At 68.0% G+C, this 12,766-nt stretch carries 8 protein-coding genes and 1 pseudogene; 7 read left to right on the top strand and 2 right to left on the bottom strand.

Annotation, left to right across the window (positions count from 1 at the left end; translation table 11 throughout):
• Nucleotides 1-118: 118 nt before the first annotated feature.
• Nucleotides 119-793 (top strand): annotated as a pseudogene (locus F3J14_RS29455) (IclR family transcriptional regulator C-terminal domain-containing protein); the annotation flags it as partial.
• A 706-nt stretch (nucleotides 794-1,499) separates the two neighbouring features.
• On the opposite strand, the gene F3J14_RS29450 reads toward F3J14_RS29455, so the two are convergent.
• Entirely contained in the window at nucleotides 1,500-1,982 is a 483-nt protein-coding gene (locus F3J14_RS29450; protein ID WP_006755380.1) for an Lrp/AsnC family transcriptional regulator, read from the bottom strand.
• A gap of 283 nt (nucleotides 1,983-2,265) precedes the next feature.
• On the opposite strand from F3J14_RS29450, the gene F3J14_RS29445 reads away from it, so the two are divergent.
• The 3 genes from F3J14_RS29445 to F3J14_RS29435 all read left to right on the top strand — a co-directional run bounded on the left by F3J14_RS29445 (nucleotide 2,266) and on the right by F3J14_RS29435 (nucleotide 5,525).
• On the top strand, nucleotides 2,266-2,913 hold the full coding sequence (locus F3J14_RS29445; RefSeq protein ID WP_166725935.1) for a LysE family translocator: 648 nt from the start codon (nucleotides 2,266-2,268) through the stop codon (nucleotides 2,911-2,913).
• A gap of 56 nt (nucleotides 2,914-2,969) precedes the next feature.
• Nucleotides 2,970-3,401 (top strand): YqaA family protein, encoded by a 432-nt coding sequence (locus tag F3J14_RS29440; protein WP_006755377.1) that lies wholly within the window; start codon nucleotides 2,970-2,972, stop codon nucleotides 3,399-3,401.
• Nucleotides 3,402-3,542: 141 nt separating this feature from the next.
• The gene (locus tag F3J14_RS29435; protein ID WP_166725934.1) at nucleotides 3,543-5,525 is read left to right on the top strand and encodes a methyl-accepting chemotaxis protein; all 1,983 of its coding nucleotides are present in this window, start codon (nucleotides 3,543-3,545) and stop codon (nucleotides 5,523-5,525) included.
• 43 nt (nucleotides 5,526-5,568) lie between these two features.
• Here the strand turns inward: F3J14_RS29435 and F3J14_RS29430 are convergent, their stop codons facing one another.
• Nucleotides 5,569-7,221 (bottom strand): acyl-CoA synthetase, encoded by a 1,653-nt coding sequence (locus F3J14_RS29430; protein WP_166725933.1) that lies wholly within the window; start codon nucleotides 7,219-7,221, stop codon nucleotides 5,569-5,571.
• A 216-nt stretch (nucleotides 7,222-7,437) separates the two neighbouring features.
• Here F3J14_RS29430 and F3J14_RS29425 point away from each other — a divergent pair, with 216 nt between their 5' ends.
• From F3J14_RS29425 to F3J14_RS29415, 3 genes are all read left to right on the top strand, one after another.
• Nucleotides 7,438-8,226 (top strand): Crp/Fnr family transcriptional regulator, encoded by a 789-nt coding sequence (locus F3J14_RS29425; RefSeq protein ID WP_166725932.1) that lies wholly within the window; start codon nucleotides 7,438-7,440, stop codon nucleotides 8,224-8,226.
• A 227-nt stretch (nucleotides 8,227-8,453) separates the two neighbouring features.
• Nucleotides 8,454-11,621, top strand: coding sequence for an efflux RND transporter permease subunit (locus tag F3J14_RS29420; protein WP_166725931.1), 3,168 nt, complete (start codon nucleotides 8,454-8,456; stop codon nucleotides 11,619-11,621).
• A gap of 39 nt (nucleotides 11,622-11,660) precedes the next feature.
• A partial coding sequence (locus F3J14_RS29415; protein ID WP_166725930.1) for an efflux RND transporter periplasmic adaptor subunit occupies nucleotides 11,661-12,766 on the top strand: 1,106 nt, incomplete at its 3' end.

The raw sequence follows: 12,766 nt of genomic DNA, 5'->3' as shown, positions 1-12,766 counted from the left end.
CAGGCGCTTGAGCGGCTGGATCGGCGTCGGGCCGAACGTGAGCGGATAACGGGGAAAGCGTTGCAGGTTCATCGACAAGCTCCGGATAGCGGTGGGCGGAAGATCGGACCGTTCGGGCGCGGCCGGCATGCCGGCCGCGAAGGCGTTTCCGCATCTGGTGAGCCTGCAGAAGATCGGCCTGCTGAGCCGCGACGATGCCGGCTGCTTCGGCGGCGGCCCGCTCGGCCAGGCGCTCGGCCTGATCGCGATGCAGCGCGTGTCGCCGACGCGCGACGCCGAAGCGGAGATCGTCGCGCTGGCGGCCGCGACCGACATGAGCGTCGCCGCGGCGACTCTCGGGCCGCTCGGGCCGACCGTGATCCGCCTCGAGGAATCGGCGCGGCCGCAGCATGTGAGCCTGCAGGTCGGCACGGTGATGTCGCTCGTGAATACGGCGATCGGGCGGATCTTCGCGGCCGGCATGTCCGACGACGTGCTGGCCGGCCTCCTGGCCGACGAGCCGGTGCGCCTCGCCGGCGGCGCGATGGAGGTCGACGATGCGTTCCGCGCGCGGCTCGCGGCGATCCGCACGGACGAACTCGATTTCGCGTTCGACGCGCCGGTGCCAGGGATCGGGACGATCGCCGCGCCCGTGTTCGATCACACCGGCAGCATCCGGCTCGTGATCGCGATCATCGGCTCGTCGCGTGGCTTCCCGCGCGGGCCGGACAGCGCGCTCGCACATACGCTGCTCGCCGCGACGCGCCGCCTGTCATGGCGATTCGGGTGGATCGGCGAGTCATCGTCGCCCTGACGTCCCTTCCTGTTCCTCATTGCGAGGCCTTGCTCGCCGCGGCCTCGCCACGTCTGTCCACTGTGTAACGACGATGACGGACGCGGCTCATGTTGCGCAGCAGCAACATAAATTGTCAGTAATTCTCATATAACGAAATCGCATTTCACAAAGCGGCGACGCTCCTCTATGATTAGGGTTATCCCTAACTCGCCACCTATACGGGGCTTCGTCATGCAAACGTCTAACATCTCCGACCGTTCCACCCAATCCGCTGGCTGGCTCGCACGTATTGGCGAACTGCTTGCAGAAGCATGGGCACTGCACCTCGAGAACTGCGAAGTCATCGCTCAAGCGCACGCACGCCTGCCGCGCTAAACGCAGCGACTGGCCGCCGGCCGGCGGCATGATGTCCGACTGATCCGCTTGCCGGGACGCGCGCCCAAAGGCCGCCGCGTCCGGCATCGGTGTTCCGACGGATATCGTAGAAAGGGCCGATTGGCCCGATATGAGTGATGCGCTCACGCGATGCGGGCGCTGTGATGCGGATGCCGGCGCCGAGTGTGTCGGCACGGAAGATTCATCCGTTTTCCCGCCCTGCTCGAATTTCCCGCCTGCATCCGGCTCCGGGCCGCGCACATTGGCCGCGACAGCCCGAATACCGCCCTTCCTCAACGCAACCGCGATCTCATCCTTACGATGACGCGCGGCCACGTCTTCGCCGTCGTCACACCTGAATCGACGGCACGTCCTTCATGCACCGCAGCGCGAACATCGAGCGGCTGTGGCGAATGCTCGAAATCCGGTACAGCTTCTCGCGCAGGAAGCGCTCGTAGCCGGCCGTCCCGTCCACCGCGACCTTGATCCAGTAGTCGTATTCGCCCGACACCAGGTAGGCCTCGAGCACTTCGGGCAGCGCCGCGAGTTCGGCGCCGAAGCGCGCGAGCGCGTCGTCTTCGTGGCGATCGAGCGTGACTTCGAGGATCACGATATCCGCGTAGCCGAGCATGCGCTGGTTGACCAGCGCGACGTAGCCGTCGATGTAGCCGTCGAGTTCGAGCTGCCGCGTGCGGTTCCAGCACGCGGTGGTCGACATGCCGATCTGTTCGGCCAGTTCGGCGTTCGACAGTCGCGCATTTTTTTGCAGTGCACCGAGGATCTTGCGGTCCTGGTTGTCGAGGGTTTTCGGCGTGCGTTCGCGGGTAGCCATGGCGAGAAGAATCTTCTACTTGAAATCCGCATTCTAGCTGAACAGGATTCCGGTTTCGGCTCCCTTTTGCTGGAAAACAGGAAGCCTTTTAACCGGCCGGCTTGATACATTTTCTCCATGCCTGTTGTCCGGCACGCTCCCCGCGACAACCCCTTCGCAGCGGGACGCCTGGCCGCAATCACGAGTTGCGGCGCCGGACACGCAGGCATGCGATTGCCCGCCACCCGCGCGCCTATCCGGCGGCCGGGCCGGCGCCCGACTCCCCGTTCCCGTCCTTCCCGTCATGTCGTTCAGGCTTTATCTGTCGTTCCTCGCTGCATCCATCGTCCTCATCTACGCCCCCGGCCCCGTCAACCTCCTCACGATGAACCAGGCGCTGCGCGCCGGCTGGCGCCGTGCGCTGCCGTGCGTGTGGGGCGGCACGCTCGCCGTGCTGCTGCAACTCGCGCTCACCGCGCTGTGCCTGAATTCGCTGGTCCATCTCGACGAGCGCGCGCTGACCGTGCTGCGCTGGGCCGGCGCCGCGTACCTCGTGTGGCTCGGCTGCAAGCAATGGCTCAGCCGTGCGCCGGCAACCGCACCCGCCGCACCCGCCGCATCGGCGGAAACGGGCATCGCCGCACCCGACACCGGCCGCGCACTGTTCTGGCGCGGCGTCGCGACCTCCGGCCTGAACCCGAAGACGCTGCTGTTCTTCCCGTCGTTCTTTCCGCAGTTCATCGTCCCGAACGCCGACTGGAGCCTGAACGCGCAATTCCTGCTGCTCGCGACGACCTTTGCGCTGCTGTTCGCGGGCGGGGTCGCGTCGATGGCGCTGTTCTCGCACCGGCTGAGCCGGGCGCTGCGGCGGCCGGCACGGATGCGTGCGATGAACCGCGTGACGGGCGGGCTGCTGGTCGGAATGGGCGCGATCATGGTCGGCTGGAACTGAGCGGACGCCCGGTACCGGCCGATCGATCCACAACCCACGGCCGGTACAATCGCGCGATGTCCGAACTGCTCACCTACGGCGGCCTGTTCGCCGTGTCGATGGTCGCCGCGACCCTCTTGCCGCTCCAGTCCGAAGCCGTGCTTGCCGGCCTGCTGCTCGCCGGGCGCGAGCCCGTGTGGGCGCTGCTGCTCGTCGCGAGCGTCGGCAACGTCGCGGGCTCGGTGATCAACTGGGCCCTCGGCCGCGGCATCGAGCACTTCCGCGACCGCCGCTGGTTTCCCATCAAGCCGGCCGCGCTCGCGCGCGCCGAACGCTGGTACGCGCGCTACGGCCGCTGGTCATTGCTGCTGAGCTGGGCGCCGGTGATCGGCGATCCGCTGACGATGATCGCCGGCGTGCTGCGCGAGCCGCTGCCGGGCTTCCTCGCGATCGTGACGATCGCGAAAGTCGGCCGCTATCTGGCCGTCGCATGGCTCGTGACGCACTGACATTCGCCGCTCCTTTGCGCGCCGGCCGGGCCGCCATCGATGACACCGCGCTAAAGATTTCGCGAAAGTTGCCGTATTAAGCAGACGACTAGCGGTGACGCGTGCGTTCCGCCCCTTCTCACTCCCCACTCAGGATGCTTCATGAGATTGACCCAATTGGGCCGGGTGAGCGTCGGCGCGCGTCTGGCCGCGCTGGCGTGCGCGCTCGTCGCCCTGCTGTTTACCGTGTTCGCGTGGACGCTCGCCCATTTCGCCGGCCAGCAGCTTGCTGAAGAAGCGCACCTGCGGATCGTCGACAAGGAGCAGTCGATCCGCGCAATGGTCGACCTGTTCGACAAGGCGCTGACCGCCGAGGCCAACCGCTCGATGTCGCTGTTCGCGAGCTTCCTGCCGGCCGATTTCTCGCTCGACCCGGCGCGCACGGTCGACATCGGCGGCGTTCCCGCGCCGACCCTCTTCGCGGGCGGCCAGCCGCTCGACCTCGATTACGCGATTCCCGACCAGTTCCTGAAGAAAAGCGGCGCGATCGCGACGATCTTCGCGCGCGACGGCGACGACTTCGTGCGCATCACGACATCGCTGAAGAAGCAGGACGGCGCACGCGCCGTCGGCACGAAGCTCGACCGCGCCGGCCCCGCGTATGCGCCGCTCGTCGCCGGCCGCAGCTACACGGGCCTCGCGAAGCTGTTCGGCCGGCCGTACATCACGCAGTACAAGCCGGTGACCGACGCAACCGGCCGCGTGATCGGCGCGCTGTTCGTCGGTCTCGACATCGGCACCGAGCTCAAGCTCGTCGAAGACGGCATCCGCTCGCTGAAAATCGGCGACAACGGCTACTACTTCGTGCTCGATGCGTCGCAGGGGCCGTCGCGCGGCACCTTCGTCGTGCACCCCGATGCGGCCGGCCAACCCGCCGACGACAAGCGCGCCCCCTATGCACAGATGCTCGCGGCCGGCGAGGGCCGGCTCGCGTACACGTCGACCGACCCGGCCGCGCACGATGGCGGGCCCACCGCGAAATTCGTGTCGTTCACGACGATTCCGCAGTGGCAATGGCTCGTCGGCGGCATCGCGCTCGACGACGAGTTGCTCGCCACCATGCGCGCCACCCGCAACCGCTTCCTGATGATCGGCGCCGTGCTCGTCGCGGCGTTCGCGACGCTGTTCGTCATCGTCGTGCGCCGGGTAGTGAGCCGGCCGCTGGAAGCCGCCGCACGGGCCTCCGAGCGCTATGCGGCGGGCGACCTCAGCGTGCGCATCCGCGACGGCGCGGCCGCGCACGGCAGCGCGGGCAACGACGAGATCGGCCGGCTCGTGCAGGCGGTCGACGGGATCGGCGACGGCCTCGCGCGAATCGTCGCGCAGGTGCGCAACAGCTCGGCCGACATCGCGCACGGCACGGTCGGCATCGCGGCCGGCAGCGGCGACATCGCCGCGCGGATCGCGACGCAGGCGAGCAGCGTCGAACAGACGGCCGCCAGCATGGAGCAGATCACCGCCGCCGTGCAGCAGAGCGCCGAGCATGCGGCGCAAGCCAACGCGCTGGTCGCGGACGCATCGGCCGCCGCGACGAACGGCGACGCCGCGGTACAGCGCGTGGTCGCGACGATGGACGACATCGGCCGCGCGACGCGCCGGATCGCCGAGATCACCGGCGCGATCGAAGGCATCGCGTTCCAGACCAACATCCTCGCGCTGAACGCGGCCGTCGAGGCCGCGCGCGCAGGCGAGCACGGCAAGGGCTTCGCGGTGGTCGCGGCCGAGGTGCGCGCGCTCGCGCAGCGCAGCGCGGCCGCGGTCAAGGAGATCGATGCGCTGAGCACCGAATCGTCGACGACCGTCGAACAGGGTTACCGGATCGCGGACGCCGCGCGCGGCACGATGCGCGACATCGTCGCGCGGGTCGACCAGGTCCGTACGCTGATCGGCGAGATCAGCGCCGCATCGCGCGAGCAATCGACCGGCATCGAGCAGGTGAACCTGGCCGTCACGCAGATCGGCGAGGCGACCCAGCAGAACGCGACGCTGATTGCGGATGCCGAACGCGCGGCCGTCGCGCTGCGCGACCAGGCCGCGCAACTGTCGGACGCGGTCAGCGTGTTCCGGCTCGAACGCGACGCTTGATGGACAACGGGCGATGGACGATCGGCCGCCGCCGGTGCCCCGACTACTTCTTGTCGCCCGCCAGGTCGATCGCCTTGTCCGATCCGACTGCGTTGCGCAGCTGGAATTTCTGGATCTTGCCGGTCGACGTCTTCGGCAGCTCGCCGAAGCGCACGGCCTTCGGCACCTTGAACCCCGCGAGCAGCTGCTTGCAGTGCGCGATGATCTCCTCCTCGGTCGCGCTCGCGCCGTCGCGCAGCTCGACGAACGCGCACGGCACCTCGCCCCACTTCGGGTCGGGCATCGCAACCACCGCCGCGACCGCGACGGCCGGATGCCGGTACAGCGCATCCTCGACCTCGATGCTCGAGATGTTCTCGCCGCCGGAAATGATGATGTCCTTGCGGCGATCCTTGATGCGGATATAGCCGTCCGGCGTCAGCACGCCCAGATCGCCCGTATGGAACCAGCCGCCGTGGAACGCCTCGTCGGTGGCCTTCGGATTCTTCAGGTAGCCCTTCATGCAGATGTTGCCGCGGAACATGATCTCGCCGAGCGTCTCGCCGTCGGCCGGCACCGGCGCCATCGTGTCCGGGTCGAGCACCGTCGCACCCGCTTCCAGGTGATAGCGCACGCCCTGCCGCGCATTGAGGCGCGCGCGTTCGTCGTCGGGCAGTGCGTCCCAGTGCGCCTGCTTCGCGCACACGGTCGCCGGGCCGTAGACCTCGGTCAGCCCGTACACGTGCAGCAGGTCGAAGCCGATCTCCTTCATCTTCGCGATCACGGCCGGCGCGGGCGCCGCGCCGGCGACCATCGCGTGCACCGTGTGATCGATGCCCGCGCGGAACTCGGCCGGCGCGTTCGCGATCGCGCTCTGCACGATCGGCGCACCGCAGTAATGCGTGATGCGTTCGCTGCGGATCAGGTCGAACACCGTCTTCGCGTCGAACTTGCGCAGGCAGACGTTCACGCCCGCACGCGCCGCGACGGCCCACGGAAAGCACCAGCCGTTGCAGTGGAACATCGGCAGCGTCCACAGATACACCGCGTGCTTCGGCATGTCCCATTCGAGGATGTTGCTGATCGCCGCGAGATACGCGCCGCGATGGTGATAGACGACGCCCTTCGGATCGCCCGTCGTGCCGGACGTGTAGTTCAGCGCGATTGCATCCCATTCGTCGGCGGGCGGCGTCCACGCGTAGTCGGGGTCGCCGCCCGCGACGAACGCTTCGTAGTCGGTCGCGCCCGCGAAGCGCGCGGGGTCGGCCGGCATCGCGTCGGCGACGCTGACGATCTTCAGGCCCGGCACTTCGCGCGCCGCCCGGTGCGCGAGATCCGCGTATTCGGTGTCGACGATCAGCACCTTCGCTTCGCCGTGACGCAGCATGAACAGCACCGACGAGATGTCGAGCCGCGTGTTGATCGTGTTGAGCACGGCGCCGGCCATCGGCACGCCGAAGTGCACCTCCACCATCGCCGGGATGTTCGGCAGCACCGCCGCGACCGTGTCGCCGCGCGCGACGCCGGCCTGCGCGAGCGCGCTTGCGAGCTGCTTCGCCCGCGTATGGGTCTCGCCCCACGTGCGCCGCACGTCGCCGTGCACGATCGCGAGGCGCTCGCCGTAGACTTCGGCCGCGCGGACCAGAAAATCGATCGGCGTGAGCGGCACGTAGTTGGCGTCGCGGCGGCCGAGTCCGGCCTCGAACATCTGCGTCATGATCCTGTCTCCCGTTTTCCGTCGATCGGCGCATGCGTCGACGCCGCGGCGCACGCTTCGATCTCGTATCCAGCCGGAGTGCATGCACCCCGATTCGTTTTGATGTGGTTCAATTGCCGACAGCCTAACGGGCGCTATTGTGAGCCGTCTGTCATCGAAACGACAGAGTGCGCCTCGAGCGCTGCGCGTTATCCCTATCCTCGCAAACCCGCATCCATGCACGACCCTCTCGTTGCGCCGCCCGACGCGACCGCTACCTCGGCCACCCCGTCGGCCAACCCGCCGGCCGACACGCCGCTCGAACCTGGCCCATTGCCCGCGCTTCCCGCGCTGTCCGCGCTGTTCGGCCAGTGCGCGTGGTTCCGCGCGCTGGCGCCGGAACACCAGGCGCTCGTGCTCGCGCAGTCGCGCGCCGAGCAGCGCGAGGCCGGCGACGTGATCGCGCAGCGGCTCGCGCCGTCCGAGTACTGGATCGGCGTGCATCGCGGGTTGCTGAAGCTCGCGATCTTCAACGCGTCGGGCCGTGGCTGCACGTTTTCCGGCGTGCCGTCGGGCGGCTGGTTCGGCGAAGGCAGCGTGATCAAGCGCGAGCTGCGCAAGTACGAAGTCGTCGCGGTCCAGCGCTCGACCGTGCTGTTCGTGCCGGTCGACACGTTCCATGCGCTGCTCGACACGAGCCTGCCGTTCACACGCTTCGTGATCCATCAGCTCAACAACCGGATGGGCGAATTCATCGCATCGATCCAGAATAGCCGCCTGCTCGACGTCGACGCGCGCGTCGCACAGGCGCTCGCGCAGCTGTTCAACCGCGACCTGTACCCGGACACCGGCCCGTCGCTCGCGATCTCGCAGGAGGAACTGGGGATGCTCGTCGGCGTGTCGCGGCAGCGGATCAACCAGGCGCTGCAGCAACTCGAGAAGCGCGGCGTGCTGCGGCTCGCGTACAACCAGATCGAGGTCGTCGATCTGGCCGCGCTCGCGCGGGTCGGGATGGAACAGATCTGAGCGAGCCCGATGAACGGAATCGTCGCCGCTGCGGCATGCGCATCCGGTTCGGCAGCCGTTTGCGGGCACCTGCGTCCGCGCGCATTTCCTCCGATGAATCGGCTCGTCAGCGCCGCGCCGCAACCTGACACCTTCGCCAGTTTCGCGTCAGTAACCCGTTCAGCCCCGACGCCTATCATTCGGATTCCCTCCACCGACGCCTGATCACCGCCTGTCCCACCGCCTCCATGTGGATCGTCAATCTCGCGCTCAGGCGCCCCTACACGTTCATCGTGATGGCCGTCATGATCGTGCTGGCCACCCCGCTTGCGCTGATGCGCACGCCTGTCGACGTGCTGCCGGCGGTCAACATCCCCGTCATCAGCGTGATCTGGAATTACAACGGCTTCTCGGCGTCGGAGATGACCAATCGCATCACGGCCGTGCATGAGCGGATCCTGACGACGACCGTCAACAACATCGAGCACATCGAGTCGACGTCGCTGCCCGGCATCGCGGTCGTGAAGGTGTTCCTGCAACCCGGCGCGAACGTGCAGACGGCCATCGCGCAGACGGTCTCGTCCGCGCAGGCGATCGTCCGCCAGATGCCGCAGGGCGCGACGCCGCCGCTCGTGATCACGTATTCCGCGTCGAGCATCCCGGTGATCCAGCTCGGGCTGTCGAGCAAGACGCTCAGCGAACAGTCGCTCGCCGACATCGCGCTCAACTTCCTGCGCCCGCAACTGATCACGGTGCGCGGCGCGCAGATTCCGTTCCCGTATGGCGGCCGCACGCGCGTGGTCGCGATCGACCTCGATGCGCAGGCGCTGCTCGCGAAGGGCCTCACGCCGGCCGACATCGTCAACGCGGTCAACACGCAGAATCTCGTGCTGCCGACCGGCACCGCGAAGATGGGCCAGAGCGAATACCGGATCGACACGAACGCGTCGGCGGACACGATCGCCGACATCAACGACCTGCCGATCCAGACCGTCAACGGCGCGACGACCTACCTGCGCGAAGTCGCATCGGTGCGCGACGGCTTCGCGCCGCAGACCAACGTCGTGCGCCAGAACGGCCAGCGCGGCGTGCTGATGTCGATCCTGAAGACCGGCGATGCGTCGACGCTGAAGGTCGTGTCGGATCTGAAGGCACTGCTGCCGAAGGTGATCCCGACGCTGCCCGAAGGGCTCACGATCACGCCGCTGTTCGACCAGTCGGTGTTCGTCAACGCCGCGGTGCAGGGCGTGATTCACGAGGCGCTGATCGCCGCCGTGCTGACCGCGATGATGATCCTGCTGTTCCTCGGCAACTGGCGCAGCACGCTGATCATCGCGATCTCGATCCCGCTGTCGATCTTCACGTCGCTGATCGCGCTGTCGGCGCTCGGCGAGACCATCAACATCATGACGCTCGGCGGGCTCGCGCTCGCGGTGGGGATCCTGGTCGACGACGCGACCGTCACGATCGAGAACATCGAGCGGCACCTGCATCTCGGTACTAGCTTGCACGAAGCGATTCTCGAAGGCGCGGGCGAGATCGCGGTGCCCGCGTTCGTGTCGACGCTGTGCATCTGCATCGTGTTCGTGCCGATGTTCTTCCTGACGGGCGTCGCGCGCTTCCTGTTCGTACCGCTCGCCGAGGCGGTGGTGTTCGCGATGCTCGCGTCCTACGTACTGTCGCGCACGCTCGTGCCGACGCTCGCGATGCTGCTGTTCCGCCCGCAGCAGGCCGGCACCGGCCCCGATCATTCGACGTCGCGCTTCGCGCGCATCCATCACGCGTTCAACGGTGCGTTCGAGCGGCTGCGCGCGTGGTACATCGTGCTGCTCAGCATGCTGCTGGTGCGCCGCCGCTTCTACGCGATGTGCTTCCTCGGTTTCTGCGTGCTGTCGACCGGCCTCGTGTTCGTGCTCGGCCGCGACTTCTTCCCGAACGCCGATTCCGGCAACATCCGGCTGCACTTGCGCGCGCCCACCGGCTACCGGATCGAGGAAACCGCCCGCCTCACCGACCAGGTCGAGCGCGTGATCCGCGAAGCCGTGCCGCCCGACGAGCTGGGTGCGATCGTTGACAATCTCGGGCTGCCGGTGAGCGGCATCAACCTGTCGTACAGCAACAGCGGCACGATCGGATCGCTCGACGGCGAACTGCTGATCGCGCTCAAACCCGGCCATCGCGCGACCGCGCACTACGTGCAGACGCTGCGCACGCTGCTGCCGCGGCGCTTCCCCGGCGTCGAATTCTTCTTCCAGCCGTCGGACATCATCACGCAGATCCTGAACTTCGGTCAGCCGGCCGCGATCGACGTGCAGGTGCTCGGCAACGATCTCGCGAGTAACATGACTATCGCGAGCAGCCTGATGAAGAAGATCAGGCGAATCCCCGGCGCCGTCGACGTGCACGTGCTGCAGCGCAACGACGAACCGACCCTGGTGGCCGACATGGACCGTACGCGCATGCAGCAGCTCAGCCTCTCCGCGCAGAACGTCGCGCAGAACATGCTGATCTCGCTGTCCGGCAGTTCCCAGACGACGCCGTCGTTCTGGATCAATCCGCGCACGGGCGTCCAGTACCCGCTGCAGATCCAGACCCCGCAATACAACATCTCGTCGATCGACGACCTGCTCGGCACGCCGATTTCCGCGAGCGGCCGCACCGGCCTGCCGCCGCAATTGCTCGGCAACCTCGTGCGAGTCCATCCTGTCGCGAGTCCGGCCGTGGTCACGCACTACAACATCCGTCCGGCGATCGACCTGTACGTGAGCGTCGAGGGCCGCGATCTCGGCTCGGTCGCGGGCGAGATCGACCGGATCGTGTCCGACGCGGGCGCGACGCTGCCGCGCGGCACCGAGCTGTCGGTGCGCGGCCAGGTCGAGACGATGCGCACGTCGTATCTCGGCCTCGGCGCCGGCGTCGCGATGGCGATCGTGCTCGTCTACCTGCTGATCGTCGTGAATTTCCAGTCGTGGCTCGACCCGCTGATCATCATCAGCGCGATGCCGGCCGCGCTTGCCGGCATCGCGTGGATGCTGTTCATCACCGGCACGCACCTGAGCGTGCCCGCACTCACCGGCGCGATCATGACGGTGGGCGTCGCGACCGCGAACAGCATCCTGGTCGTGTCGTTCGCGCGCCAGCGTCTCTCGGCCGGTGCGCCGCCGCTCACGGCCGCGCTGGAGGCCGGCGCGACGCGGATCCGCCCGGTGCTGATGACGGCGCTCGCGATGATCATCGGGATGGTGCCGATGGCACTCGGTCTCGGCGAAGGCGCCGAGCAGAACGCGCCGCTCGGCCGCGCGGTGATCGGCGGGCTGCTGTTCGCCACCGTTTCGACGCTGCTGTTCGTGCCGCTCGTGTTCGGCGGCGTGCATGCGCGGCTGGCCCGCCGGCGCGCGCGCCAGGCCGGACACTGACTTTCGCCCACCCTATACCCGGTTGGATTGGTTGAATTCATGGAAGAGAAACATCACAGCTCCGTCGGCATCCAGGTGGACGAACACGGCATGCACCTGCCGACGCGCACGTCGGTGTCGCGGCGCGCGCGGGTCGTGCTGATCGTGATCGGCGTGCTGCTGGCCGCGGGCGCCGCGCGCACGATCGTCGTCAACGTGTTGAACCGCGGCCGGCTCGACGCGGTGGCCGAGCAGAACACGCGCCAGTACGTGAGCATCGTGCATCCGGTCGATGCGGCCAGCGGCGGCAAGCTGACGCTGCCCGGCACGCTGCGCGGCTTCGTCGAGGCGCCAATCTATGCGCGTGCGAGCGGCTACGTGCTGCGCTGGCAGGCCGACATCGGCGCGCACGTGAAGCAGGGCCAGCTGCTTGCCGAGCTCGACACGCCCGAGCTGAACCAGGAGCTCGCGCAGGCCACCGCGCAGCGCCAGCAGGCGCAGGCCGCGCTCGCGCTCGCGAAGACGTCGTTCGACCGCGCGCAGCAGCTGCGCCAGCGCGATGCGGTGTCGCAGCAGGAACTCGACGACCGCCAGGGCGCGTTCAATCAGGGCACCGCGAACCTCGCGGCGGCCGATGCGAACATGCGCCGGCTCACCGAACTGAAGGGCTTCCAGCGCATCGTCGCGCCGATCGACGGTGTCGTCACGCAGCGCAACGTCGACGTCGGCGACCTCGTCAATTCCGGCAACGCGGGCCGCTCGCTGTTCACGGTCGTGCAGGCCGACCGGCTGCGCCTGTACGTGCAGGTGCCGCAGGCCTACGCGCAGCAGGTGAAGGTCGGCCAGCACGTGGGCGTCGCGCAGGCCGAACTGCCCGGCAAGACCTTCGACGGCACGGTCACGCGCACGTCCCAGGCGATCGATGTCGCGACGCGTTCGCTGCAGATCGAGATCACGCTGCCGAACCCGGACGGCCGGCTGCTGCCCGGCGCGTACGTGCAGGCGACGCTGCCGATGACGCCGGTCGGCCGCCTGCAGATACCGGCCAATACGTTGCTGTTCCGTGCCGAGGGGCCGACGGTCGCGACCGTCGACGCGAACGGCCAGGTGCGCCTGAAGGCGGTGACGGTCGTACGCACGATCGGTCTGCCCGATCGTGCGTACGA

Origin of the sequence: Burkholderia sp. Tr-862, assembly GCF_011753085.1 — a bacterium.
In the GTDB taxonomy this organism is placed as follows: Bacteria; Pseudomonadota; Gammaproteobacteria; order Burkholderiales; family Burkholderiaceae; genus Burkholderia; species Burkholderia ambifaria.
This window is presented reverse-complemented; position numbering and strand designations above follow the sequence as displayed.

Coding starts and splice junctions, on each gene's coding strand:
- F3J14_RS29450 (WP_006755380.1), bottom strand. CDS start 1,982: ATGGCTACCCGCGAACGCACGCCGAAAACCCTCGACAACCAGGACCGC.
- F3J14_RS29445 (WP_166725935.1), top strand. CDS start 2,266: ATGTCGTTCAGGCTTTATCTGTCGTTCCTCGCTGCATCCATCGTCCTC.
- F3J14_RS29440 (WP_006755377.1), top strand. CDS start 2,970: ATGTCCGAACTGCTCACCTACGGCGGCCTGTTCGCCGTGTCGATGGTC.
- F3J14_RS29435 (WP_166725934.1), top strand. CDS start 3,543: ATGAGATTGACCCAATTGGGCCGGGTGAGCGTCGGCGCGCGTCTGGCC.
- F3J14_RS29430 (WP_166725933.1), bottom strand. CDS start 7,221: ATGACGCAGATGTTCGAGGCCGGACTCGGCCGCCGCGACGCCAACTAC.
- F3J14_RS29425 (WP_166725932.1), top strand. CDS start 7,438: ATGCACGACCCTCTCGTTGCGCCGCCCGACGCGACCGCTACCTCGGCC.
- F3J14_RS29420 (WP_166725931.1), top strand. CDS start 8,454: ATGTGGATCGTCAATCTCGCGCTCAGGCGCCCCTACACGTTCATCGTG.